This is a genomic window from Lactococcus sp. KTH0-1S, assembly GCF_052544945.1.
Genome location: NZ_CP195165.1, coordinates 317,709 through 342,968 on the forward strand (window position 1 = coordinate 317,709; position 25,260 = coordinate 342,968).

General features: G+C 35.9%; 23 protein-coding genes. 21 read left to right on the forward strand and 2 right to left on the reverse strand.

All coding sequences use genetic code 11. From position 1 onward, the window contains the following. Nucleotides 1–94 precede the first annotated feature (94 nt). The 8 genes from ACRYLU_RS01630 to ACRYLU_RS01665 all read left to right on the forward strand — a co-directional run bounded on the left by ACRYLU_RS01630 (nt 95) and on the right by ACRYLU_RS01665 (nt 7,641). Nucleotides 95–1,792 (forward strand): ABC transporter ATP-binding protein, encoded by a 1,698-nt coding sequence (locus ACRYLU_RS01630; protein ID WP_445081106.1) that lies wholly within the window; start codon nt 95–97, stop codon nt 1,790–1,792. Then, on the forward strand, nt 1,785–2,606 hold the full coding sequence (locus ACRYLU_RS01635) for an energy-coupling factor transporter transmembrane component T family protein (protein ID WP_029344812.1): 822 nt from the start codon (nt 1,785–1,787) through the stop codon (nt 2,604–2,606). Before ACRYLU_RS01630 ends, ACRYLU_RS01635 begins: the two co-directional genes overlap by 8 nt. Nucleotides 2,607–2,770: 164 nt before the next feature. Further along, nucleotides 2,771–3,064, forward strand: a complete 294-nt coding sequence (locus tag ACRYLU_RS01640) for a helix-turn-helix transcriptional regulator (RefSeq protein ID WP_010905285.1) — start codon at nt 2,771–2,773, stop codon at nt 3,062–3,064. Further along, nucleotides 2,988–3,767 (forward strand): ABC transporter ATP-binding protein, encoded by a 780-nt coding sequence (locus tag ACRYLU_RS01645; protein WP_014570376.1) that lies wholly within the window; start codon nt 2,988–2,990, stop codon nt 3,765–3,767. Before ACRYLU_RS01640 ends, ACRYLU_RS01645 begins: the two co-directional genes overlap by 77 nt. Further along, complete coding sequence (locus ACRYLU_RS01650) at nt 3,760–4,710, forward strand: iron ABC transporter permease (RefSeq protein ID WP_058204942.1); 951 nt, start codon at nt 3,760–3,762, stop codon at nt 4,708–4,710. The genes ACRYLU_RS01645 and ACRYLU_RS01650 overlap by 8 nt, the downstream gene beginning before the upstream one ends. Before the next feature lies 1 nt (nt 4,711). Then, the gene (locus ACRYLU_RS01655) at nt 4,712–5,650 is read left to right on the forward strand and encodes a FecCD family ABC transporter permease (RefSeq protein ID WP_012897185.1); all 939 of its coding nucleotides are present in this window, start codon (nt 4,712–4,714) and stop codon (nt 5,648–5,650) included. 83 nt (nt 5,651–5,733) lie between these two features. Beyond that, nucleotides 5,734–6,675: an iron-hydroxamate ABC transporter substrate-binding protein gene (locus ACRYLU_RS01660; RefSeq protein WP_038599064.1), complete on the forward strand. Its 942-nt coding sequence runs from the start codon at nt 5,734–5,736 to the stop codon at nt 6,673–6,675. Between the two features lie 60 nt (nt 6,676–6,735). Then, entirely contained in the window at nt 6,736–7,641 is a 906-nt protein-coding gene (locus ACRYLU_RS01665) for a LysR family transcriptional regulator (protein WP_038599066.1), read from the forward strand. Between the two features lie 57 nt (nt 7,642–7,698). On the opposite strand, the gene ACRYLU_RS01670 is transcribed toward ACRYLU_RS01665, so the two are convergent. Both ACRYLU_RS01670 and ACRYLU_RS01675 read right to left on the reverse strand, forming a co-directional pair. Then, on the reverse strand, nt 7,699–8,880 hold the full coding sequence (locus ACRYLU_RS01670) for an MFS transporter (RefSeq protein ID WP_445081107.1): 1,182 nt from the start codon (nt 8,878–8,880) through the stop codon (nt 7,699–7,701). A 12-nt stretch (nt 8,881–8,892) separates the two neighbouring features. Then, a complete protein-coding gene (locus tag ACRYLU_RS01675) occupies nt 8,893–9,711 on the reverse strand; it encodes an aldo/keto reductase (protein ID WP_445081108.1) in 819 nt (272 codons plus the stop codon). Between the two features lie 141 nt (nt 9,712–9,852). On the opposite strand from ACRYLU_RS01675, the gene ACRYLU_RS01680 reads away from it, so the two are divergent. From ACRYLU_RS01680 to ACRYLU_RS01740, 13 genes are all read left to right on the forward strand, one after another. Beyond that, the gene (locus ACRYLU_RS01680; RefSeq protein WP_003131654.1) at nt 9,853–10,200 is read left to right on the forward strand and encodes a winged helix-turn-helix transcriptional regulator; all 348 of its coding nucleotides are present in this window, start codon (nt 9,853–9,855) and stop codon (nt 10,198–10,200) included. Between the two features lie 25 nt (nt 10,201–10,225). Next, nucleotides 10,226–10,618: an SMU1112c/YaeR family gloxylase I-like metalloprotein gene (gloA2, locus tag ACRYLU_RS01685; RefSeq protein WP_038599077.1), complete on the forward strand. Its 393-nt coding sequence runs from the start codon at nt 10,226–10,228 to the stop codon at nt 10,616–10,618. Nucleotides 10,619–10,794: 176 nt separating this feature from the next. Then, nucleotides 10,795–11,496 (forward strand): phosphoglycerate mutase, encoded by a 702-nt coding sequence (locus ACRYLU_RS01690; RefSeq protein WP_003131652.1) that lies wholly within the window; start codon nt 10,795–10,797, stop codon nt 11,494–11,496. Nucleotides 11,497–11,669: 173 nt separating this feature from the next. Continuing rightward, entirely contained in the window at nt 11,670–12,233 is a 564-nt protein-coding gene (gene ahpC, locus ACRYLU_RS01695; RefSeq protein ID WP_003131651.1) for an alkyl hydroperoxide reductase subunit C, read from the forward strand. A 65-nt stretch (nt 12,234–12,298) separates the two neighbouring features. Next, on the forward strand, nt 12,299–13,828 hold the full coding sequence (ahpF, locus tag ACRYLU_RS01700; protein ID WP_445081109.1) for an alkyl hydroperoxide reductase subunit F: 1,530 nt from the start codon (nt 12,299–12,301) through the stop codon (nt 13,826–13,828). A 165-nt stretch (nt 13,829–13,993) separates the two neighbouring features. Next, the gene (locus tag ACRYLU_RS01705) at nt 13,994–16,159 is read left to right on the forward strand and encodes a penicillin-binding transpeptidase domain-containing protein (protein ID WP_098393160.1); all 2,166 of its coding nucleotides are present in this window, start codon (nt 13,994–13,996) and stop codon (nt 16,157–16,159) included. A gap of 138 nt (nt 16,160–16,297) precedes the next feature. Continuing rightward, entirely contained in the window at nt 16,298–16,894 is a 597-nt protein-coding gene (recR, locus tag ACRYLU_RS01710; protein ID WP_038599083.1) for a recombination mediator RecR, read from the forward strand. 116 nt (nt 16,895–17,010) lie between these two features. Continuing rightward, entirely contained in the window at nt 17,011–18,060 is a 1,050-nt protein-coding gene (locus ACRYLU_RS01715) for a D-alanine--D-alanine ligase (RefSeq protein WP_445081110.1), read from the forward strand. 74 nt (nt 18,061–18,134) lie between these two features. Beyond that, nucleotides 18,135–19,457 carry a UDP-N-acetylmuramoyl-tripeptide--D-alanyl-D-alanine ligase gene (locus ACRYLU_RS01720; RefSeq protein WP_445081111.1) on the forward strand — a complete coding sequence of 441 codons (1,323 nt, stop codon included), beginning with the start codon at nt 18,135–18,137 and terminating at the stop codon, nt 19,455–19,457. A 169-nt stretch (nt 19,458–19,626) separates the two neighbouring features. Then, nucleotides 19,627–21,279, forward strand: a complete 1,653-nt coding sequence (locus tag ACRYLU_RS01725) for a peptide ABC transporter substrate-binding protein (RefSeq protein ID WP_445081112.1) — start codon at nt 19,627–19,629, stop codon at nt 21,277–21,279. 308 nt (nt 21,280–21,587) lie between these two features. Beyond that, on the forward strand, nt 21,588–23,225 hold the full coding sequence (locus ACRYLU_RS01730) for a peptide ABC transporter substrate-binding protein (RefSeq protein WP_445081363.1): 1,638 nt from the start codon (nt 21,588–21,590) through the stop codon (nt 23,223–23,225). A 76-nt stretch (nt 23,226–23,301) separates the two neighbouring features. Beyond that, nucleotides 23,302–24,213 (forward strand): ABC transporter permease, encoded by a 912-nt coding sequence (locus ACRYLU_RS01735; protein WP_033900442.1) that lies wholly within the window; start codon nt 23,302–23,304, stop codon nt 24,211–24,213. A 15-nt stretch (nt 24,214–24,228) separates the two neighbouring features. Then, nucleotides 24,229–25,260 (forward strand): ABC transporter permease, encoded by a 1,032-nt coding sequence (locus ACRYLU_RS01740; protein WP_003131638.1) that lies wholly within the window; start codon nt 24,229–24,231, stop codon nt 25,258–25,260.

Genomic DNA, 25,260 nt, shown 5'->3' on the forward strand with positions numbered 1-25,260 from the left:
GCTAAAATAAAAGCAGCAAATATTTGCTGCTTTTACGCTTGTATCGGTTTATTAAAGCACAAAAAATAAAGTATCTCTAAAAAGAAGGATAAAAATGGAAGCCTTAATTTCGTTCAAAGATTTTACATTTAAATATGATTTACAAAAAAATCCAACTTTAAAAAAGATTAATTTGGAAATATTTCCTGGGGAAAAAGTACTGATTGTCGGTCCTTCTGGTTCAGGTAAATCAACGATTGGTTCTTGTCTTAATGGGATTTTGCCTCATTTACATAAAGGAGAAGCAAGTGGGGAACTCTCAATTGCCGGTTTGCCTTTTGGGACTTCAATTGCTGAATTATCTGAAAAGGTGTCGACGATTTTGCAAGATACTGATGGCCAGTTTATTGGTTTGAGCGTTGCTGAGGATATTGCTTTTGCTTTGGAAAATGATGGTCTGATTCATGATGAACTGGTCAGTAAAGTGGCCTATTGGTCAGACAAAACAGAAACAAATAAACTCTTGAATCATCGCCCCCAAGATTTGTCGGGAGGACAAAAGCAGCGGGTTTCTTTAGCTGGTGTTTTGATTGATGAATCGCCAATTTTGCTTTTTGATGAACCTTTAGCCAATTTGGACCCGCAAACTTGCTTAGAAACAATGGCTTTGATTAAGGATATTCATGAAAACAATGAAGTTACTACGATTATCATCGAACACAGAATTGAAGAAGTTTTACCGCTTGGCATTGATAAAATTGTCGTGGTCAATGACGGCGAAATTGTTGCAATTGGAAGTCCTGCTGAATTATTAAAAACAGAAATTTTTAATGAAAATTCATTACGCGAGCCTCTCTATCTCTCAGCGTTGAAAGCTGCAAATGCTACAGAATTACTGACAGATTTTTCTGACCTAAAAAGTTTGGAAGTTCTGTTAGCAAAAAATTTACTGACCGATTTTTTAGACACTTATAAATTTACTGACAAAGCTGTCAGCAAAAATAATATTCTGTCAGTAAAAAAATTATCAGTAAATTTTGCTCAACATGAAGTTCTAAAAGGTATTAATTTAGAAGTTCAAGAAGGAGAAAAAATTTCAATTGTCGGGAAAAATGGAGTTGGTAAGTCAACCTTTGCCAATGCACTCTGTCATTTTGTTGAAGCGAGTGGCGAAATTTTATACCGAGGGCAATCGATTATTGCTGATTCTATTTCTGAACGTGCGGCAAAAATTGGTTATATTATGCAAAATCCAAATCTGATGATTTCGCAAAATATTGTCAGTGATGAGGTAGCAGCTGGTTTACGACTCCGTCATGTTGATGAAAAAATGATTCAAGATAAAGTTGAAGAAATCTTGAAAGTTTGTGGGCTTTATCCTTTTAGAAATTGGCCAATTTCTTCCTTGAGTTATGGTCAGAAAAAAAGAGTAACGATTGCTAGTATTTTAATACTAGAACCTGAAATTTTAATCCTTGACGAGCCAACAGCTGCTCAGGATTTACAATCTTATCGGGAAATCATGGATTTTCTTGACGAACTTAACCGCCGTCTTCATTTAACAATGATTATGATTACACACGATATGTATTTAATTACAGAATATAGTGACCGGACCCTTGTTTTTGCTGACGGGAAAATTATTGCTGACAGCAGTCCTTATCAAATTTTAGAAAATGAAGATTTTGTAAAAATGGGCAATTTAAGTCAACCAAGCCTTTATCAACTTGCCAGACAAACGGATACCAATCCCGTTTTACTGACAAAAGCTTTCATCAATTTTCAGAATCAGGAGAGATTAAAGCATGAATAATCAACTTAGTGTTCTAGGCTATCAAGCTGGAAATTCTTTTATTTACCAACTGAATGCAACAGCAAAACTCCTTTTCTTTCTATTAATTTCTATCAGCAGTATGGTGACTTATGATACGAGATATTTGGCTTTTGTTGCTTTATTTTCGGTAATTTTATTCTATTTTTCTAAAATTCCTTTTTCATCAGTAAAAAGGGTTGCCCAATTTGCAGCAATTTTTGCGATTTTAAATCTGCTTTTTGTATTTATTTTTGACCCTGGATATGGTGCGCGACTTTATGATTCAAAAACAATCCTTTGGGGACCTCTTACTTTAGAAGAACTTTTTTACCTTTTTAATCTCGTCTTGAAGTATTTTTCAACCATTCCGCTCGCTTTACTCTTTATCTTAACTACTAATCCGAGTCAATTTGCCAGTAGTTTAAATAAAATTGGTCTGCCTTATCGTTCCTCATATTCGGTTTCCTTAGCACTGCGCTATATTCCTGATATGCAAGAAAAATTTTTAGCAATCCGTAATGCTGGACAGGCCAGAGGAATGGATTTATCAAAAAAAGTAGGACTTTTTTCGCGAATAAAATTAAATGTTCAATTGTTACTCCCTTTAATTTTTTCCAGCTTGGAACAAATTGATACTATTTCTACAGCTATGGAGCTTAGACGATTTGGTAAAAAGAAGAAAAGAAGTTGGTATTCTTATCAACCTTTGAATGTTAAAGATTACTTGGTTATCTTGCTTGCGCTTTTAGGAGTGGCGATTGTTATTCTTCTCTTCTTTGTAAATCAGGGCCGATTTTTTAATCCATTTCATTAAGAAAAAAGCAGGTTTTCTGCTTTTTTCTTATCTTGCAAAAATGGGTGGAAAATGGCATAATAGGACTTGTAAAAAACTTTTGACAAGCCAATTGTTTGCAAAAGCTAGTAAAATTTGAATTAAATCTTAAAAAAGAACTTCCAAAAGAATTAGAAGGGAAAAACATGGAAAATAAAATACGTGAATTGCGCCGATTATCTCATCTTTCACAAGAGGATGTCGCACATATCGCTCACGTCTCGCGTCAGACAATTAATGCGATTGAAAATGACAAATACGACCCAGAGTTAACGCTTGCTTTCAAACTTGCAGAAACCCTAGGGACAACCGTTGATGAGCTTTTTAACTATCAACCAACCGTTGTGAAAAGGAAAGAAAACGATGTATTTTGGTGCGAAAAATATCAATGTGTCTTATGGAAAAGAGCAGGTATTGAAAAACGTAACGCTGTCGATTGAAAAAGGAAAAACGACAGCTATTATTGGAGTCAATGGTTCTGGAAAATCAACGATTTTAAAGGCGCTTGGACGTTTAATTAAATCGGATGGACAGGTTATCTTTGATAATCAACCTTTAAGTCAACATTCTAATCGTGAAATAGCTAGAATTTTAGCGCTCTTGCCTCAATCAATTACTGCCCCAGCTGATATTACAGTCTATGAACTTGTCAGTTTAGGACGTTTCCCACATCAAAAATTAATGCAACAACGTCTCTCAAAAGAAGATATTTTGTTCATAGAAGAATTGATGAGAGAAACAAAGATTTGGGACATTCGAGAAAGTAAGATATCAGAACTTTCTGGCGGACAAAAACAAAGAGTTTTTATCACGATGATTTTAGCTCAAGATAGTGAGATTATTTTATTAGATGAACCAACGACTTATCTAGATTTAGCTCATCAGTTAGATATTTTATGTTTATTAAAAGATTTGGCGACAAAGAGAAATAAAACCATTGTTTACGTCATTCACGATTTGAACCATGCCGCTCGTTTTGCTGACAATCTAGTCCTTGTTAAAGACGGAGAAGTGGTTGAAGAAGGAACTGTTGATGAGTTATTTACTCAAAAAACGCTGAAAGAATGTTTTGGATTAGATGTCACTTTAGGATGTGATACCTTTACCAAAAAATTAATGATTACTGGGGTGAAAGATGCCTAAAAAACATTTTCTGACAATCTTTTTTGCCCTAGTTTTTTCTTTGCTTTTTTTGTCAGTAATATACCTGATGCTTGGAAATAAAAATGTTCCTCTGACAGAACTTTTAGTAAATAAAATGGTCTTACAATTAAGATTTCCACGATTAATAAGTCTATATCTCACAGGATTTCTCTTATCTGTCAGTGGATTTATTGTTCAAATTATGACTAGAAACCCAATTGCTGAAATGGCAACTTTAGGGATTTCTGGCGGTTCTAGTTTGGCTTTATCACTCATTTTAACTTTGGGCTGGTCAACAAATGATGGGATTTCAGTTCTGGTTTCATCACTAGGAGCATTTATTGCTTTAGCCGTCGTCATGCTTTTGACTGCGAGAACGCACTTTCAGCCATTAAAAGTTGTGCTAGTTGGAACGTCAGTTGGACTTTTTGCAACTAGTTTGGCCAGCTCCTTGACTTTTGCCAGTCATGATACACAGGCCTATTTTCGCTGGATTGTGGGTTCTTTTTCAGGAATAACTAATACTAAAGTTCTTTTAATGGCAGTAGTAAGTCTTATTTTTCTTATCCTCTTGCTTTTATTCTCAAAACAAATTTATTTATTGAATTTTGGTGATGAGCTTGCTCAATCTTTTGGGATTTCTGTCAATTTTGTTCGTTTAGTCATTATGTTTTTAGTTGCGCTGGCTTCTGGTGTAACTGTTGCCTCAGTTGGGGTGGTCAGCTTTGTCGGTTTGATTGCTCCACATATTGCCAAGAAGCTTGTCAGAGCTAATTTTTGGCAAAATGTAATTCTGTCAGTACTGACAGGAATGTTATTGCTTGTTTTAGCTGATTTGATAGCCAGAAATTTATTTAAACCTTACGAATTTCCAGCAGGAAGTCTAACCATGCTTTTAGGCGCTCCCTTCTTTCTTTGGGTTATTACAAAGGAGGCGAAATAAAATGAAAAGAAAATTCACTTTACTTTTTGTCCTGCTTTTGGTTTTGATAGTGGTTGATTTAACGCAATTTTCAACAAATCCTCAAATTCTATCAATCCTAATTCCTAATTTTCGTCTTCCTCGTTTGATAACAATCCTGTCAGCTGGAATTGCTCTTTCCTTATCAGGCTTTATTATCCAAAATATTACAGAAAATCCTTTAGCTGATAGCGGAACAATTGGAATAACCTCTGGTGCTTCGGCAGGAAGTGTTGCTTTTTTACTGATTGCTGACCATTTTAAGCTGACAGGCCTTTGGAATTTTTCCTATCCTATTTTTGCTTTAATAGGTGCTCTTCTTTCATTTGTCTTAATTTATTTTTTTGCCTTAAGAAAGCAAGTTTCTTCTGTCAGGGTTTTACTGACAGGAATTGCAATTACCGCTTTTTTCCAAGCATTAATCACTATTGGTCAACTTTCAGTCAATGCCTTTGACTTTCAGAAAGTTGCAGTTTGGCTGTCAGGAGATATCTGGCAAACGGGAAGCACTTATTTGTTCATTTGTGTTCTCTTGTTAGTAATTGGCTTGATTATTTTGCCATTTTTCTTAAGAAAACTTGAAATCCTCTCACTAGGCGAAGAAATGGCAACTACTTTAGGATTAGAAGTTCAAAAAACGAAAATCTATCTTTACTTGTTAGCGCTCCTTTTTGCAGCTGTCGGTGTTTTATTGGTTGGAGGATTAGCATTTGTTGGTTTAATTGCCCCTCATATTGCTCGTGAAATCGTTGGTTTTAAATCACGAAAAAGTTTAATCGCCACCGCGCTTTCTGGTATGATTATTTTATCTTTTGCTGATATTATTTCACAAACAATCATTGCGCCATCAAGTTTACCTTTAGGTTTTGTAGTTGCCTTTATTGGCGCTCCATACTATATTTATCTTATTCAAAAAGTTTAAGAAATTAATTTACTTTTAGTAAATTTCTTATAAAAAAATATCGGCTTATTTTTAAAAATAGCCTAAAAATAGAGGAGAATCTTTTGAAAAAAGTACTCACAACCCTAATCGCTGCAGGAGCTTTACTTACTTTAGCTGCCTGTTCATCAAATTCATCATCAAAAAAAGCGACATCAAGCGATGATAAAGTGACCTTTCATGCTTTAAATGGGGACGTCAAAGTTCCTAAAAATCCTAAACGTATTGCTGTTCAAAATTATCCAGATGAAGTTGCTTCATTAGGTGCAAATGTTGTTGGAACAGATTCATGGGCCTTCCCAAATACCTTCTTATCAAAAGACCAAAAGAAGAATATGGTTGATTTAGGAGCACCAAAATTCAATATGGAAAAATTGATTGCTCAAAATCCTGATTTGATTATCACAGTTGATAAAGACCAAGTGGCAGACTATCAAAAAGTAGCCCCTACTGTTCTTGTCAATTATAAAGACCTCTCAGGAATGAATAAATCATTGGATTACTTCGCTAAACTCCTTAATCGCGAAGATGAAAAAGCAAGTTTCCTTAAAAGCTTTAAAAAAGAAGCCGATAAACAAAAAGAAAAATTGGCAAAGGTTGATGTTAAACCAGCTAAAAATACAATTTCACTTCTTGAACTTCAAGGAGATAAGGTTTATGCCTTCGGTGACAATTTTGCTCGTGGCGGTCAAGCCTTAACGACTGGTTTAGGTTTTAAAGAATCAAGCAAAATGGCTGAACTCTCAAAAGGCGTAGGTTATGCTGAAGTAAATACTGAAAGCTTAGGCGAATTTGATGCAGACTATATCTTTATTGACTTTGCAGAGAAAGATAAAGAACAATATGCCGCATTAAAAAATAATCCAGCTTGGCAAAACCTCAAAGCAGTTAAAGAAGGACATGTGATTACGATGGACTACGACAAAGTTTACTTCTTTGGCGGGCCAACAGCGGCTAAAAAAGAGCTGTCACTCTACACTGACGCTATCATTAAAGCTACAAAATAAAAAGAAAAAGTGTATAATCAACTTATACACTTTTTTGTAAAAAATTAAGGACTTTATGACATGAATATTAAACAATTACGGTACGTCGTCGCCATTGCTAATAGTGGAACTTTTCGTGAGGCTTCAGAGCAACTCTTTGTTAGTCAACCCTCAATGTCGATTGCGGTTAAAGACTTGGAGCAAGAACTCGGTTTTCAAATCTTTGAGAGAACAAATACAGGTGCGACTTTAACTATTGAAGGCGAACGTTTTTATGAACAAGCACAAACTGTTTTACGTAATTTTGAAACTTTTGAATCAAAATATTCTAAGCCAAAAGAGTCTGATAAGACTTTCTCAGTTGCCAGTCAACATTATGATTTTCTAGCACCAGTTGCAGTGGAATTTGCAAAGAAAAATCCTGAAATCAAAAATTTTAGAATTTTTGAGTCAACCACTTATAATATTTTGCAAGAAGTGGCGCAAGGGCACAGTGAACTCGGAGTGGTTTATCTCAATAAACAAAATCGCTCAGGGATTTTAAGAATGCTCAATAAACTTGAATTAGATTACGAAGAAATTTTCTTATCGCAAACGCATATCTATATTCGCAAAGGCCATCCCTTAGCTCAACGTGAAAGAATTTCAGATGATGACTTAAAACCACTAGATCGTGTGCGATTTACACAAGAAAATGAACAGTTTCTTTACTATTCCGAAGATTTGGTTGAGACTTTTGAAAATACCTTGATTTATAACGTCACTGACCGTGCAAGTTTAAATGGAATTTTAGAACGGACAGATGCCTACGCAACAGGTCTTGGTTTTATTGATAAAGAGAGCGTCCATAATGTAACAGTTGTCCCTATGGAGGGAGACAATGGAAATAGTTTGATTTTAGTCAAGCATCGTGGACATTTATTATCAAATGCGGCGACTTCTTATAAACGTAGTCTTGAAGTTTACTTTGAAAACTATGAATTTTAAACAATAGCTAAAATAAATACTCTCTGAATAATTTTCAGAGAGTATTTTTATAACTTATTATAATTTACTTGCTTGGTCTTTTTGAGCCAAACGAATGAGGAACATTGCAAGGAGAATGATAATGATTCCCCCAAGTGGAGTAAAGCCAACACTTGAGCCTCTAGAAATTTGTCCTCCAACAAATGAGCCTAAAGTAATTCCAACATTGAAAGCTGCAATGTTAAAAGCTGAAACTAAAGTAATATCTTTTGGCGTAAATTTCTCTGCCAATTGAACAACATATAGCTGTAAACCAGGGACATTCATAAAGGCAAACAAGCCCAAAAGTAAAGTTGCAATCAATCCCAAAGGTTGCGAAGCTAAACTTGCACTGATAAAAAGAAAAAGTAAACTCAAAGCTAATGCTGCAAACATTTTTTGAAGGGCAGGTAGGATATTTTTATTTGCTAGATGTCCACCTAGTGAATTACCAATGGCAACCATCACACCATAAGCAACCAGAATAATCACTACTGTACTTGCTGAAAATCTAAAAGTTCCTTCAAGGATTGGTGTAAGATAAGTATAAGCCGCGAAAGTTCCTCCATAACCAAAAGCGGTAATAAAAAGAGACATTAAAATTGATTTATTAGTAAAAATTCTAGCAAGCCCACTTAAATTAATTTTTCCGGGAATTGGAAGCCCTTTTGGAACAAGAATACTAGTAGCAATCAGTCCAATTAAGCCAATGACAACAATGAAAACAAATGACATATGCCAGTTAGAGTGCTGACCAATGAAAGTCCCTAAAGGAACACCAATGACAGTAGCAACGGTTAGTCCTGTAAACATGAGGGCGATTGCTGAGGCCCTTTTCTCAGGTCGAACAACATCAGCAGCAATGACTGTGGAAATTGACATGAAAATACCATGAGCAAGTGAGGCAAGAACCCGTCCTACTAAAAGTAAAAGGAAAGTTGGAGCGAAAGCTGACAGTAAATTACCAAGAATAAAGAGACCCATAATCGAAACCATCAAAGTTTTTCGATTCCAAGTTCCTGTAAGAATAGTTAATAAGGGAGCACCAACCGTTACCCCTAAAGCATAAAGAGAAACGGTTAAACCTGCTCGAGATAAACTAATATTAAAGGTGTTGACAATCATTGGCATTAAACCAACACTGATAAATTCGGTTGAACCGATAGCAAAAGCATTAATTGCTAGAGCTAGAAGAGTGAGACTGGGAGATATTTTTTTCATTATACTTCTTTCTTAAAAATTAAAATGTTCTGGATTTGGACCGACACGAAGTTCTTCATTGAGTGAGTTGATAGCTTTCATATCTTCAGAGTCAAGTGAAAAATCAAAAATTTGACGATTAGCTATCATTCGTTCACTTTTAATAGATTTTACATTTACTAAAATATCTTGTTGAATATCCCAACGAAGAATAATTTGAGCCACAGATTTTCCATGTTTATTAGCAATTTTTTTGAGGACTTCATTGTCTAATAATTGACCTTGCATCAAAGGTGACCAAGCTTGAACCTTGATATCATGAAGTTCTAAGAAATTACGAAGTTCTTCTTGTGGTAGTTTTGGATGGAGTTCAATTTGATTTAAAACAGGGGTGATTTCAGCATAGCTAAGAAGTTCTTCTAAATTTGATTTTTGAAAGTTACTGACCCCAATCGCTTTTATTTTGCCTGCTTTATATAAATCTTCCATTGCTTTCCAAGCTTTTTTGTAAGCATAATGTGTGCCTGGCCAGTGGATAAGATATAAATCTAGATAATCTAAATTCAATTTTTTCAAACTTTCTTCAAAGTTTTGAATTGTTTCTTCATAAGAATGATTATCTCCCCAAAGTTTTGAAGTGATGAAAAGATCGTCACGAGAAAGTCCTGTCAAGGCCAAGCCTTCTTTAATTCCTTGGCCAGTTCCTTCTTCATTTTCATAAATTTTAGCTGTATCAATTAAACGGTATCCGTTAACAATTCCATTCTTTGTAACATCAGCAGTTTTTTCATTTGGAATTTGAAAAAGACCTAAACCAAGTTCTGGAATTTCAATCTGATTATTAAGTTTCACTTTTTGCTCCTCATATAATTTATTTTGGCAGAAAATTAGTATATAATAAATAAAACCTCTTGAACAGTACCTACTTTTTTGTGTCATACATACTAAAAAGTAATAATTGGATAAAATAAGGGATTAGAAAGGGAATTAATTTTGAAAAAAATTTATAATATTGGTGTTGAAGCGACAATGGATGTTATTGGTGGAAAATGGAAGCCAATTATTTTGTGTAATTTAAGACATAATCCAAGTCGTCCAGGAGAATTGAGACGCCAAATTCCAGGAATCAGTCAAAAAATGCTGACTCAGCAATTAAGAGAATTAGAAATTGATAATATTATCGTCCGTAAGGTTTATAATCAAGTTCCGCCGAAGGTTGAATATTCTCTAAGCCCTTATGGTGAAACTTTAAATGGTTTATTAGATATTCTTTGCTCATGGGGTGAAGGTCATGTCCAAACTTTAAAAAGTATGGGTGAAGAAGTTCAAATTTTAGAATAAGAGAACTTAGAAGAGGAGCCGCAAGATGTACCAACCAGCTTTCAATAAAATTCATCACATCGCTATCATTGCCGCAGATTATGAAAAATCTCGTCAGTTCTACGTTGACATTTTAGGATTTTCAATCATTCGAGAAAATCACCGCCCAGAAAAAGGAGATATCAAGCTTGATTTAAAGATGAATGAAGAAACAGAAATTGAATTATTTATCAAATCTGATGCCCCTAAACGCCTAACTTATCCAGAAGCAAAAGGCTATCGCCACTTAGCTATTAAAACGACAAATATTGAAGAAGATAGAAATTATTTAATAAGTCAAGGAGTCACAGTGGAGGAAATCCGTCAGGACGAAATTACTGACAGAAAAATGCTCTTTTTCTATGATCCAGATGACTTACCAATAGAACTACATGAGTAATTTTTAAAAAATGGAAATGAAGAAAAGGTTTTTAGGTTAGCCAAAGCTTCTGTCAGTAAATAAAAGGGCTTACAGAAAATAAAAGCTAGAAAAAAAAGGAAAAATGTAGTAAAATTAACTTTGTAAATGAACGAACTAAATTTCGTTCAAGTAAAAATAAACGGAGAATACACAAAATGCCAAAATTAGTATTTGCACGTCACGGTGAATCTGAATGGAATCTTGCTAACCTTTTCACAGGTTGGGCTGACGTTGACCTTTCTGAAAACGGAACTAAACAAGCGATTGAAGCTGGTAAATTGATTAAAGAAGCTGGAATCGAATTTGATATTGCTTACACTTCAGTATTGAAACGTGCTATCAAAACAACTAACCTTGCTCTTGAATATTCAGACCAACTTTGGGTACCAGTTGTTAAATCATGGCGCTTGAACGAACGTCACTACGGTGGTTTGACAGGTTTGAACAAAGCTGACGCTGCTGCAAAACATGGTGATGAACAAGTTCACATCTGGCGTCGTTCATATGATGTATTGCCACCAGCAATGGATCATGATGATAAATATACAGCTCACGGAGACCGTCGTTACGCTGGTCTTGAAGATTCATTGATTCCTGATGCTGAAAACCTCAAAGTTACTTTGGAACGTGCTCTTCCATTCTGGGAAGACCAAATCGCTCCAGCTTTGAAAGAAGGAAAAAATGTCTTCGTTGGTGCTCACGGTAACTCAATCCGTGCACTCGTTAAACAAATCAAAAAACTTTCTGATGACGAAATTATGGATGTTGAAATCCCTAACTTCCCACCACTTGTTTTCGAATTTGATGACAACTTGAACGTTCAAAACGAATACTACTTGGCTCCTAAAAAAGCATAATATTTGAATGAAAATACTCTAAGTCCTAATAGATACTTATCTATTTAGGACTTAGAGTATTTTTTTGTAATCAATGCAATAGTTTGTAAGTTTTTGAACAAATTAATTGATTCTTCATTTTATTCTTGAGATAATTTAATAGTAAAGCTTTAAAGAAGAAAAAGGAGAATCTTATGTCATTAGTAGGTAAAAAAATAGAAGAATTTTCAACAGATGCTTATCTTGGTGGGAAATTTATTAAAGTTTCCGATAAAGACTTTTATGGAAAATGGTCTGTGCTTTGTTTCTATCCAGCAGACTTTTCATTCGTTTGTCCGACAGAGTTAGAAGATTTAGAAGAAACTTATCCAACCTTGAAATCGCTTGGTGTAGAAGTTTACTCAGCTTCAACTGACACCCATTTTGTCCATGCTGCTTGGCATGAACATAGTGATGCTATTTCAAAAATTACTTATCCAATGCTTGCAGACCCTTCACAAAAAATTTCACGTGCTTTTGATGTTCTTGATGAAGAAGCAGGATTGGCTCAACGTGGAACATTTATTATTGACCCAGACGGTGTGATTCAAGCGCTTGAAATTACGGCTGATGGCATAGGACGTGATGCAAGTCAATTGGTTGATAAGATTAAAGCTGCTCAATATGTGCGTAATCATCCAGGGGAAGTTTGTCCCGCTAAGTGGAAAGAGGACGGAGCAAGTCTTCACGTTGGTATTGACCTTGTAGGTAAAATATAGAATAAAAAAGTGAGTCTTGGCTCACTTTATTTGTCTTTAGAAACTTAATGACAGAAAGGTTTAATATGATTTTAGATGAAACTCTTCGTGCTCAGTTGATGCCTTATATGGATTTGTTGGAAAATCCAATTATTTTAAAAGTTGATGCAGATTTAGAGAGCGAAAATGGGAAAAAAATAGCAGAATTTACAGATGAACTTGCAAGTTTGTCTGAAATGATTTCAAAAGAAACAGGAAAACTCAACCGAAAAACAGCTTTTTCTATTGAAAGAGAAGGTGTTTCTGGAGTCCTTTTTTCAGGGCTACCATTAGGTCATGAGTTGAATTCATTGGTCTTGGCGCTTGTCCAAGTAAGTGGACGCCCTCCACGGATTGAACAAGAATTAGTTGAGCGAATTCAAGCGATTCAAAATCCACTTCACTTTGAAACCTATGTGAGTTTAACTTGTCATAACTGTCCAGATGTTGTCCAAGCATTAAACACAATGAGTATTCTCAACCCCAATATTAGTCACACAATGATTGAGGGAGGAATGTTCCAAGAAGAAGTGGAAGCAAAAGGGATTATGGCGGTTCCAACTGTTTTCAAAAATGGTGAAGAATTTCATAATGGACGAGCTAGTCTTGAAGAATTACTAGAAAAAATTACTGGTCCAGAGAGTTCTGAAGCTTTTTCTGATAAAGAACCTTATGATATTTTAGTTGTTGGTGGAGGCCCTGCTGGCGCAAGTGCAGCTATTTATGCTGCGCGTAAAGGGATTCGGACAGGTTTAATCGCTGAACGCTTTGGCGGTCAACCACTAGAAACTTTAGGAATTGAAAACCTCATTGGAACGCCTTATGTTGAAGGGGTTCAACTTGGTCGTCAGCTCGAAGAACATGTGAAAAAATACCCTGTCGATTTGATGAACTTGCAAAAAGCAGTTAAGCTAGAGAAAAAAGACTTGATTGAGGTGAGTCTTGAAAATGGGGCACTTCTAAAAAGTAAGTCAGTTATTATTTCAACGGGCGCTCGTTGGCGAGATTTGGGAATTCCAGGAGAGCAAGAATTTAAAACCAAAGGAGTCGCTTATTGTCCACATTGTGATGGTCCTTTGTTTGCAGGAAAAGATGTAGCGGTTATCGGTGGCGGAAATTCAGGAATCGAAGCAGCTATTGATTTAGCTGGTTTGGTTAGACATGTTACTGTTCTAGAATTTTTACCTGAACTTAAAGCAGACAAAATTTTACAAGAAAAACTTGCGACCCTAAATAATGTTACTGTTCTCACCAATGTGGAAACAAAAGAAATTTTAGGAGATGACAAGGTTAGGGGCTTGAATTATCAAGTTCGTGGCTCTAAAGAAATTGTTCAATTAGAGCTTGCTGGTGTCTTTGTTTTAATTGGTTTAGTTCCGAATACCCAGTGGTTGGAGGGAACAATTGACTTATCCGCACGTGGAGAAATTTTGACTGATAAAGTTGGAGCAACAAATCTTCCGGGTATTTTTGCAGCGGGAGATTGTACGGATAGTGTTTATAAGCAAATTATTATTTCAATGGGGACTGGGGCGACCGCTTCTCTAGGAGCTTTTGATTATTTGATAAGGAACTAAAATTTTAGATGACAAAAAAGAAAACGTATTTGAGTTTTCTTTTTTTATTTGATTAAATTGATAGGAATCAAAATTGTAAGGAAAAGTTTTCATAAATGTGGTAAAATGTTTAAGTACAAATTTTGAATGTAAAAACTATTTATAAAACTCATTCTTGGAGTCGAAATGTCAGATAATAAAAGAAAAAATGATAAGCGCAAGCAATACGATAAGTCTAAAAAATCACATAAAGAAGTAAAAATTTTAAAAGATCCAACTAAATTAATTCCAAAACGAGTGAACCTCTTATTTTTTGTTATCTTTGTTTTGTTTATGATTTTAATTGGAAAGCTCTTCAATATGCAGGTATTGAATTCACATTTCTACGCCGAAAAATCAATTAGTGCAGGCGGAGATGTTCAAATTATTGAAGGTGCGCCTCGCGGAAATATTTATGATGCAACAGGAAAAGCTTTGGCATCTACAGTTGCGGTTCAGGCTGTTGAATTTACAAGAAGTCAAAATGCTACTGCTGATGAAATGTATCAGGTAGCCAATAAGTTAGCAACTATTTTATCTAGTAACATTGATGTTGCTGATTTGACAACGCGTGATAAGAAAGACTATTTCTTGGCTAATTCTAAAAATCTAGAAAAAATAGCTAATAGTTTATCTGAAAAGGAAAAGAAAGATAAACAGGGTAATGATTTAACTGGTTCACAGATTTATGATGTCGAATTAAGTAAAGTTAAAGATAGTGACTTGAATTTTACAGCAGAACAAACTTTTGCCGCAAAATTATTCAAAGAAATGAATAGTACCACTACTTTTAACACTACTAAAATTGCTACTGGAAGTATTACAGCAGAGCAGCAAGCGACAATTGCTGAACAAGAAGGTGATTTACCAGGAATTACAATTGGGACTTCTTGGGATCGTTCATATGCTCAAAATTCTTTGACACCACTTATGGGAACCATTACTTCACAAAAATCCGGAATTCCAGCAGAGGATTTGGATGCCTATCTTAAAAAAGGTTATCAACGTAATGACCGTGTGGGAACTGGGCTTCTTGAGAAGGGATACGAAAGTGAGCTTCAAGGAACGCATAGTATTAGTAAGGTTAAATTTGACAAAAATGGTGATGTTTCTGGAACAAAAACAATCCAAAAAGGAAAACGTGGGGATGATTTAAAATTAACTATTAACCTAGATTTCCAAAACGGGGTTAATAATATCGTTAAAACACAATTAGATCAACTGATTGCCCAAGGCTATGGTCAGTATAATAGAGGGGCTTATGCTGTTGTGTTAAATGTTAAAACGGGGGCAGTCTTAGCTTTATCTGGCTATCAACGAGATCCTAATACAGGAACAATTACGGAAAATACTTTAGGAACTTTCCAAAGCGTCTTCACACCGGGGTCTGTTGTCAAAATGGGAACATTGACTGCTGCTTGGAATGCTGGTGTAATTTCTGGAAATGACACTTTAACGGCGCAGTCTATTCAATTTAAAGGTTCTAATCCTATCAATGACTGGTGGGGGGATGCTTCGCCAATGGCTTTAACAGCTGTTGAAGCTTTGCAATATTCATCAAATACTTACATGATGCAATTGGCAATGAGAATGTTAGGTGCTCCCTATACGGCAGCGGGGCAATATCTCAATGATAGTAACCGAGTAAAAGTTTATGAGCAGTTTCGTAAGGCTTTTGCTTCTTATGGTTTAGGAGCATCAACTGGTTTTGATATTCCTGGAGAATCAACAGGATATCTCCCTTCAGCTAAATCTGAGGCAGCTTCTGGGGTCAATGTATTGTATGAATCATTTGGTCAGTATGATAACTATACGCCGCTTCAGTTGGCGGTTTATGCGGCAACTTTAGGAAATAACGGAACTCGTTTGTCACCACACATTGTCCAAGGAATTTATGAAGGTGGAACTGACGGACAGCCTGGCACGCTTATCAAAAATATTACTCCTAAAATCATGGATAAGGTAAATATCACTCCTGATAATATGGATGTTCTTCATCAAGGGATGTATGCTGTTGTTCATGGGGCTGGTGGATTGACTACTGGTCGTTCAATGGATTCATCAAAGGTTTCTATCTCTGGTAAAACAGGGACTTCCGAAAGTACAAAAGTATTGGCAGATGGTAGTCAAGTTATTGTAACAGCTAATAATGCAGTGGCCTTTGCTCCTTCCGACAATCCAGAAATTGCTATTGCGGTTGTACTTCCAGATAATACTGAAAGTAATGCTTCAAGTGGAACAAAAGCAAACCAAAGTATTGTAACGGGAATTACTGATTTGTATTATTCAAATGAAGCTTTTCGTAAAAATTAAAAAAAGTTCTCTCTGATAGGAGAGGCTTTTTATTTATAAGTGATTGAGAATTCTATCACCTTTCCTTTTCATTTTCAGTCTTTTATAGTAAAATTAATAAATTGAATAAAATATTTACAAGTGAAGAATTGGTGAAATATGTATTATCCTGAACCTATTGCTCGCCTGATTGAGTCGTTCTCAAAATTACCAGGGATTGGTCAAAAAACAGCGACTCGATTGGCTTTTTATACGATTGGCATGGAAGATCAAGATGTCAATGAATTTGCAAAAAATCTTCTGTCAGCAAAACGGGATTTGAGTTTTTGCTCGATTTGCGGGAATTTAACAGAAAGTGATCCTTGTACCATTTGTACCGATCCAACGCGTGATCGAACAACTATATTGGTCGTTGAAGAATCTAAAGATGTTCTTGCTATGGAAAAAATCCGGGAATATCGAGGACTTTATCATGTTTTGCATGGTACGATTAGTCCAATGAATGGAATTTCTCCTGATGAAATTAATGTTAAAACATTGATTACAAGATTAATGGATTCAGAGGTTAAAGAAGTGATTATCGCAACTAATGCCACTTCTGACGGAGAAGCAACCGCCATGTATCTGGCTCGAATGATTAAGCCTGCAGGAATTAAAGTCACTCGCTTGGCTCGTGGATTAGCTGTAGGGTCTGATATAGAATACGCAGATGAAATTACTTTATCAAAAGCAGTAGAGAATCGGTTGGAAATTTGATTTTTTCTGTGGTAAAATAAAAAAGACATTACTGACAGAATTATATTGTAAAAATATCGCATGCTGTCAGTAAAAAGAAGTGTCTGACAAAGCTGTCAGTAAAAAAAGGAAGAAATATGTCAAAAGAAACATTAATTTTGTTGTATGGTGGTCGTTCTGCTGAGCGAGAAGTATCAGTTTTATCAGCAGAATCGGTGATGAGAGCTGTTAATTATTCTCGTTTTGTTGTAAAAACTTACTTTATCACTAAGAGTGGTGAATTCATAAAAACACAAGAATTCACTGACAAACCTGCTGAAGAAGAAAAACTACTGACAAATGATTTGGCAGAATCTTATCCAAAGATTTCACCAGCAGAAATATACGAAAAAGATGCCGTTGTATTCCCAGTTTTACATGGACCAATGGGTGAAGATGGCTCGATTCAAGGATTTTTAGAAATTTTACGTTTGGCATATGTTGGTCCAAATATTTTATCTGCGTCAAGCACAATGGATAAATTATTGGCAAAACACGTTTTTGAAGCGGTTGGTGTACCCCAAGTTCCTTATGTTGCGGCTTTTGCTGATGAAAATCAAGGAGAAATTGCTCAAGAAGTAGTCGAAAAATTAGAATTTCCAGTTTTTGTTAAACCTGCTAATATGGGGTCTAGTGTTGGAATTTCAAAAGTTGATGATTTAGCAGATCTTCAACCTGCGCTAAGTGAAGCCTATAAATATGATAACCGTGTTGTCATTGAACAAGGTGTGGATGCGCGTGAAATCGAATGTGCTGTTTTGGGAAATAATAGTGACGTTGCTGCAACGCTTCCAGGTGAAGTTGTGAAAGATGTTGAGTTTTATGATTACAACTCAAAATATATTGATAATAAAATTCAAATGGACATTCCAGCAAAAGTTCCTGCTGATTTAGCTCAAAAAATGCAAGAATATGCTGTAAAAGCATACAAAGCAGTCAATGGGACAGGCTTGTCACGTTGCGATTTCTTTGTGACTAAGGATGGAAATGTTTATCTCAACGAAATTAATGCCATTCCAGGATTCACACAATGGTCAATGTATCCATTGCTTTGGGAAAATATGGGCTTATCTTATTCTGATTTAATTGAAAAGTTAGTTGATTTAGCTAAAGAAACTTTTGAAACACTTGAAAATCATCTTTTATAAAAAATACAAATCTGTCAGTAAATCGATTGCTGACAGATTTTTTTGTCAGTAAAAAGTGTTATAATGGAGTCACTATGAAACTCACAATTCACGAAATCGCCCAAGTCGTTGGCGCAAAAAATGATTGGTCGCAACTGGCAGATTTGTCAGTCAATAAAATTGAATTTGACAGCCGCTTGATTGAAAAAGGGGATATCTTTTTGCCACTTAAGGGGGCACGAGATGGTCATGATTTCATCGAAATCGCTTTTGATAATGGAGCAATAATCAGCTTTTCAGAAAAAGAAGTCGAACAAGCTCATCTCTTGGTTGATGATAATCTGCTTGCTTTCCAAAAATTAGCAAAATATTATCTTGAAAAGACAAAAGTTCCAGTCATTGCGGTGACAGGTTCAAATGGAAAAACAACAACCAAAGACATGATTGCTGCTGTTTTGTCTAAGAAATTTAAAACATACAAAACACAAGGGAATCACAATAATGAAATCGGCTTACCCTACACCATTTTACATATGCCGGATGATACTGAAAAATTAATTTTGGAAATGGGAATGGATCACCCTGGTGATATTGATTTTTTATCAGAGCTTGCTAAGCCTGAACTTGCTGTCATTACCTTAATTGGTGAAGCACATCTTGAATTTATGGGAAGTCGTGAAAATATTGCTAAAGGGAAAATGGGGATTACGGCTGGTTTGCATGGTGAGCTTATTGCCCCTGCTGACCCAATTATTAATGCTTTTATCCCAGACAATCAAAAAATTAGTCGCTTTGGTTTACCCGGTGAAGATTTATTTATTACAAAATTAGTCGAGCACAAAGAAAAATTAACTTTTGAAACTAATTTTTTAGATGAATCAATTACTATTCCAGTTCCTGGTAAATATAATGCGACGAATGCTATGTTAGCTGCTTATGTTGGCTTACATTATGGACTTTCAGAAGCCGAAATAAAAAAAGCTTTGAAGGAAGTAGAGCTGACCAGAAATCGGACAGAGTGGAAAAAAGCAAAAAATGGTGCAGACCTTTTGAGTGATGTTTATAATGCCAATCCGACAGCGATGCGTTTGATTTTGGAAACTTTCCAAGCCATTCCTAAAAATGAGAATGGTCGAAAGATTGCAGTTCTTGCTGATATGTTAGAACTTGGACCCAGTGCAGCCCAACTCCATAAAGATATATTGAAATCTATTGATTTCAATAAAATTGATAAAGTCTATCTTTATGGTGAAATGATGAAAAACTTGGCAGAAATTTCGACTGACAAAGCGGTCAGCCATTTTACAGATTTAGATTTACTGACAGAAAGTCTGTCAGCAGATTTGAAACCAACTGACCAAGTGTTATTCAAAGGTTCAAATAGCATGAAACTTTCAGAGGTTGTTGAAAAATTATAATGATAAAAAATACTGACAGAAAGTTAGTATTTTTTTATTTTCATTAAATTATCAGAAAAATACAACAATATTCTTGACAATGTATTTTTGAAAAAGTATAATAAGTCCACATTTAATTTTCAGAATAATATGAAAATTAAATAGTATCTTTACGATTTGGAGAAAGCAGATGAAACAAGGAAAAATTATTGGACTCACCAGCCTTATTGCCCTGTCAGGAATTATTTTAGTGGCCTGTGGCACAAAAACAAGTGAGCAAAAAAACATCAAATTTTCAATTCCCACAGATGTGGCATCACTTGATACCACAATTTTAACTGACCAGTATTCTTATGATGTTGCTGGAAATGTGGAAGAAGGATTGACACGCGTTGACTCTAAAGGAAATGCTGCCTTAGCACTTGCAAAATCAATTGACGTTTCAAAAGACGGCTTGACCTACACGGTTACTCTTAGAGATAATTTGAAATGGTCAAACGGTGACAAGTTGACTGCTAAAGATTTTGTTTATTCATGGAAAAGAGCAGTGGACCCTAAAACTGGTTCAGAATATGCCTATTTGATGGGGGCAGTTTCTGGGGCTAATGATATTATTTCTGGTAAATCATCACTCGATAGTCTAGGAATTAAAGCCGAGTCAGATACAGAATTTACAGTCACATTGGCACAACCAACACCATATTTTAAATTTCTCTTGTCAGAACCTGTTTATTACCCCCTTGACCAAAAAGTTGTTGATAAATATGGCAAACAATATGGAACATCCTCAGATAAAACCGTTTATAATGGACCATTCATGTTCAAATCTGATAAAGGTTGGACAGGAACCAATAAAACTTTTTCAATTTACGCCAATCCAAACTACTATGATAAATCAGCAGTCAAATCTAAACAAATTGATTTCCAAGTCATTTCAAATGCGAACACAGGAGCACAGCTTTATAAACAAGGAAAACTTGATTTTACGCTCCTTTCAACAACTGATTTGATTAATGCCAATAAAAAGACGAAAGGTTATACTGTCTTTAAACAAGCACGGACAGACTATATTGAATACAATCAATCTGGTAAAAATGCCTCAAGTCCAGACGCTCAAAAAGCACTAGCCAATCAAAATATTCGTGAAGCCTTAAATTTGGCAACTAACAGAGCAGGAGTCGTCAAAACAGCCCTACCAGGTTCGACCGTTGCGACAAGCTTTACACCAGTGGGAATGAGCAAGACCTCAACAGGAGAAGATTTTGCAACTTATGCAAAACAAGATTATCGCTATGATCCGACAAAAGCAAAAGAGCTCTGGGAAAAAGGATTAAAAGAGCTTGGCTTAACCAAACTCAGCCTTAGCCTTGAAGCTGCTGGTGATTTAGCACCGTCAGAAGCAACAGCCAACTTTTTACAAACAGCCTATCAACAAAATCTACCAGGCTTGACTGTCAATTTAAAACTTGTTCCATTCAAACAAAGATTGAATGATGCTCAAAATGGAAATTTTGATATGGTTCTCTCAGGTTGGGGTGGAGATTACGCTGAACCTTCAACTTTCTTGCAACTCTTTACGACAGGCCAATCATATAATGACGGTAAATTTTCTAGTAAAACTTATGATGATGCCTTTAAAGCAGCAACAACAACGCCAGACGTTCTTGACCCAGCCAAAGTAGATGAACACTACAAAGCGGCAGAAACAGCCCTCTATCAAGGGTCATACATCAATCCAGTTGATTTCCAAGCCAATCCAGCTTTAATGAATCCTAAAATTACAGGTCTAGAATTTCATTCAACCGGTTTAGCTTACGACCTAAAATCGGCTTATGTTAAATAAAAAATACAAAAAGATAAATTTTCTGAAAATTTATCTTTTTTATTGAATATTCTTTCTACAAAAATAAAACACGAACCCGTCAGAGCCCAATTAAATGAAAGGGTTTTAAATAAAAGTGTAGTATAAAAATATTTTTCAAAAGTTTGTGAAAACTTTCCGCTATTTAAAAATTAAATGTTAATTTTCAGAAAACATAACCATTATACTTTACAATTCAGGTTGAATTAAGTATAATACCAATATAATAAATTTTCTGACAATAATAAAAATTGCGAAGTCAGACACAATTCATGAAAGAGGGAAATTACATGAAGACTTGGAAAAAAGTTACCTTAGCTACAGTTGCACTTGGTTCGGCAGCTTTGCTTGCAGCATGCGGCAATAGCGGTTCTAGCTCATCGTCATCATCAAAAGACATTCAATGGAATTTGACATCACCGATTCAAACGTTGGATTCATCACTCGCGACAGATACATATTCAAATATCATTATTGGTAATACCAATGCTGGTTTGACCCGTGTGGACAAAGATGGTAAAGCACAGCCAGAATTGGCAAAATCAGTTGATGTATCAAAAGATGGCTTGACATATACTTTCCATCTTCGTGATGGCTTGAAATGGTCAAACGGTGATGCTTTGACAGCTAAAGACTTCGTTTATTCTTGGCAACGTGCGGTTGATCCAGCGACTGCCTCAGAATACGGATACCTCCTTGGCCCAGTTAAAAACGCCAACGAGATTAATGGTGGTAAAGCTGATAAATCAACACTCGGTGTTAAAGCAACTGATGACAAAACATTCGTTGTTACCCTTGCACAACCAACACCATACTTTGAATTCTTGACAGCTAACTCTGTTTACTATCCACTCAACCAAAAAGTGGTTGAAAAATACGGAAAACAATACGGAACATCTTCAGAAAAAATGGTTTACTCAGGACCATATAAATTTGAAAAATCAAAAGGTTGGAACGGTTCAAACCAAACATTCTCAATCGTGAAGAATGACGATTATTGGGATAAGAGCGCAGTTAAAACTAAAGAAATCGACTTCCAAGTCGTTCAAGACCCTAAAACTTCGTTTAACCTTTATAAACAAGGTAAGATTGTCCAAGCAAGCATTGGTGACCCAGACCTTTTCAAAGCAAATAAAAATAATAAAGATGTCGTATCTTTGGATGAAGCAACAACAGCTTACATTCAATATAATCAATCTGGAAAAAATAAAGCTCTTGCTAACAAGAACATTCGTGAAGCCTTCAACCTTGCTACTGACCGCCAACAATATGTTGATACAGTAACGCCTGCTTCGAATCCTGCGACAGGCTTAACACCAGCGGGTATGGCTAAAACAAATACTGGTGAAGACTTCGCTAAGTATGCAGCACAACCATACAAATACGATGCTACAGCAGCTAAAGCAGCTTGGGCTAAAGGATTGAGCGAAATTGGCGAAACTAAACTTACGTTGACTTTGACCACTGATGATACATCAGCTTCTAAAGACTCAGCAACTTTCCTTAAACAAGCATGGGAAAAACAACTTCCAGGATTGACACTTAATATCAAGTCAGTACCATTTAAACAACGTTTGAATGACTCAACAACTGGTAACTTTGATATGGTCATCTCGCTTTGGGGTGGTGACTATGCTGAACCATCAACTTTCCTTGATTTATTTGTAAAAGATGGACCAAATAACAATGGTAAAATCGACAACGTTACTTATGATAAAGCTATTAAAGCTGCTGAAGTAACAGATGCTCTTGATCCTGAAAAGCATTACGCAGACTATAAAGCTGCTGAAGAAGCACTTTATACAGAATCAAATCTCAATCCGCTGTACTTCCGTACAACTCCAGTCCTCCGTAATCCTAACCTTAAGGACGTACACTTTGGTTCAACTGGTTTAATGTATGACTTCAAAACAGCTTACCTCAAATAATAATAGAGTTTTAGAGCAAGAAAGTTAGGATTGGCAGATTGCCAACCCTATCTTTTGCTTAGATTAGGAAATTTTTATGGTTAAATATATTCTTAAACGTTTGGGGCTTTTGCTTCTGACTTTGTTCCTGATTGTGACATTGACTTTCTTTATGATGCAAGTCATGCCCGGAACACCTTTCTCAAATCCCAAACTAACGCCAGATCAACTGGAAATTTTAAAACATGCTTATGGTTTAGACAAACCGCTTTGGCAACAATACTTTATCTATGTAGGACACATGTTCACAGGTAATTTTGGGACATCATTTGTTTATACAAATCAACCTGTCATTACAATGATCGCTCAACGTTTACCAGTTTCAATGCAACTTGGAGTTCAAGCACTTATTCTTGGGACAATTCTTGGTGCTTTTATGGGTAAAGCTTCCGCTCGTCGTAAAAATGGATTGCTTGATGGAATCTTTGGTTTTGTTTCAGTTCTTGGGATTTCAGTTCCTTCATTCGTAATTGGTACCTTAATCCTTCTTTACTTAGGATTTAATTTGAATCTTTTCCCAATTTCTGGTTGGGGAACCTTCTCACAAACAATTATGCCAACAATCGCTCTTTCTTTTGCGCCAATGGCTGTGGTAACACGTTTTGTTCGTTCTGAAATGATTGAGTCTCTATCTTCAGACTACATCTTGTTAGCTCGTGCTAAGGGACTTTCTGAAAAAGAAGTGGTCAATAAACATGCATTACGTAATTCATTGATTCCAATGTTGACTTTGATTGGACCAATGGCTGCCAATCTTTTGACAGGTTCGGTCTTGATTGAAAAAATCTTTTCAATTCCCGGGATTGGTTCACAATTTGTTGATTCAATTCCAGCCAAAGACTTTCCAGTTATTATGGCAACAACAATTGTTTATGCGGTAATCTTGATGGTATTTATCTTGGTTACAGATATTCTGACCGCGATTGTCGATCCACGAGTTCGTCTCTAGAAAGGGTTTGTCGAAATGGAAAATTTAAATAAAGACTTCACCCTTGTTGGTTCAAAGGGTTCAGATTCAACAGAAAAAATTGCGAAACCTGCCTTGAGTTTTTTCCAAGATGCTTGGCGTCGTTTTAAGAAAAATAAAGTAGCTTTGGTTGCCATGTGGATTATTGCGATTACATTGGTTTTCTCAGTAATCTCAGCATTTGTTGTACCACAATCAAAGGCAAATTACTTTGATCCAAATAAATCACAAGTTTATGGAAATCTTCCACCAAAACTATCAGGTGATTTACCATTTTGGAATGGTGAATTTAAAGCACCGGGTTCTACTGAAAGAACAGATGTCTATAAATCACAAGATGTTCCAAGCAAAGACAAATATGTCTTCGGGACTGATAAATATGGTCGCTCATTAGCTAAACGAACAATTGTTGGTTTGCGTATTTCATTGATTATTGCCCTTGCTGCCGCCTTGATTGACTTAGTAATCGGGGTGACCTATGGGATTATTTCCGGCTGGATGGGCGGAAAAGTCGATATGGTCATGCAACGGATTATTGAAATCATCCAATCTGTACCTAACTTAGTTGTAGTAACAATGCTTGCCCTACTTTTGGGACAAGGGATTTCATCAATTATTATTGCGATTGGTCTATTTGCATGGACCGGGATGGCCAGGCAGGTACGGAACATGGTTCTCTCCTATAAGGAGCGTGACTTCGTCTTGGCCTCAAAAACTTTAGGACAATCTACTTGGAAAATTGCAGTAAAACATTTGTTGCCAAACGTTTCAGGGGTTATTGTTGTCCAAATCATGTTTGATATTCCAAGTATGATTATGTATGAGGCTGTTTTATCAGCGATTAACCTTGGGGTTAAACCGCCAACGTCTTCTTTGGGGACTTTGATTAATGATGGGATTGCAAGCTTGCAATTCTATCCATTCCAATTGATTATTCCAGCAGTAGTATTGTCTGTGCTTTCACTCACATTTATCTTCTTTGGAGATGGTTTGCGTGATGCATTTGACCCTAGAGCAAGTGAGGATTAG

Excerpts from the sequence above, each read along its gene's own strand:
- ACRYLU_RS01640 (WP_010905285.1), top strand. The coding sequence starts at position 2,771 with ATGGAAAATAAAATACGTGAATTGCGCCGATTATCTCATCTTTCACAA.
- ahpF (WP_445081109.1), top strand. The coding sequence starts at position 12,299 with ATGATTTTAGATGAAACTCTTCGTGCTCAGTTGATGCCTTATATGGAT.
- ACRYLU_RS01655 (WP_012897185.1), top strand. The coding sequence starts at position 4,712 with ATGAAAAGAAAATTCACTTTACTTTTTGTCCTGCTTTTGGTTTTGATA.
- ACRYLU_RS01730 (WP_445081363.1), top strand. The coding sequence starts at position 21,588 with ATGAAGACTTGGAAAAAAGTTACCTTAGCTACAGTTGCACTTGGTTCG.
- ACRYLU_RS01645 (WP_014570376.1), top strand. The coding sequence starts at position 2,988 with ATGTATTTTGGTGCGAAAAATATCAATGTGTCTTATGGAAAAGAGCAG.
- ACRYLU_RS01690 (WP_003131652.1), top strand. The coding sequence starts at position 10,795 with ATGCCAAAATTAGTATTTGCACGTCACGGTGAATCTGAATGGAATCTT.
- ahpC (WP_003131651.1), top strand. The coding sequence starts at position 11,670 with ATGTCATTAGTAGGTAAAAAAATAGAAGAATTTTCAACAGATGCTTAT.
- ACRYLU_RS01705 (WP_098393160.1), top strand. The coding sequence starts at position 13,994 with ATGTCAGATAATAAAAGAAAAAATGATAAGCGCAAGCAATACGATAAG.
- ACRYLU_RS01720 (WP_445081111.1), top strand. The coding sequence starts at position 18,135 with ATGAAACTCACAATTCACGAAATCGCCCAAGTCGTTGGCGCAAAAAAT.
- ACRYLU_RS01650 (WP_058204942.1), top strand. The coding sequence starts at position 3,760 with ATGCCTAAAAAACATTTTCTGACAATCTTTTTTGCCCTAGTTTTTTCT.
- ACRYLU_RS01725 (WP_445081112.1), top strand. The coding sequence starts at position 19,627 with ATGAAACAAGGAAAAATTATTGGACTCACCAGCCTTATTGCCCTGTCA.
- ACRYLU_RS01670 (WP_445081107.1), bottom strand. The coding sequence starts at position 8,880 with ATGAAAAAAATATCTCCCAGTCTCACTCTTCTAGCTCTAGCAATTAAT.
- ACRYLU_RS01635 (WP_029344812.1), top strand. The coding sequence starts at position 1,785 with ATGAATAATCAACTTAGTGTTCTAGGCTATCAAGCTGGAAATTCTTTT.
- gloA2 (WP_038599077.1), top strand. The coding sequence starts at position 10,226 with ATGTACCAACCAGCTTTCAATAAAATTCATCACATCGCTATCATTGCC.
- ACRYLU_RS01665 (WP_038599066.1), top strand. The coding sequence starts at position 6,736 with ATGAATATTAAACAATTACGGTACGTCGTCGCCATTGCTAATAGTGGA.
- recR (WP_038599083.1), top strand. The coding sequence starts at position 16,298 with ATGTATTATCCTGAACCTATTGCTCGCCTGATTGAGTCGTTCTCAAAA.
- ACRYLU_RS01630 (WP_445081106.1), top strand. The coding sequence starts at position 95 with ATGGAAGCCTTAATTTCGTTCAAAGATTTTACATTTAAATATGATTTA.
- ACRYLU_RS01715 (WP_445081110.1), top strand. The coding sequence starts at position 17,011 with ATGTCAAAAGAAACATTAATTTTGTTGTATGGTGGTCGTTCTGCTGAG.
- ACRYLU_RS01740 (WP_003131638.1), top strand. The coding sequence starts at position 24,229 with ATGGAAAATTTAAATAAAGACTTCACCCTTGTTGGTTCAAAGGGTTCA.
- ACRYLU_RS01735 (WP_033900442.1), top strand. The coding sequence starts at position 23,302 with ATGGTTAAATATATTCTTAAACGTTTGGGGCTTTTGCTTCTGACTTTG.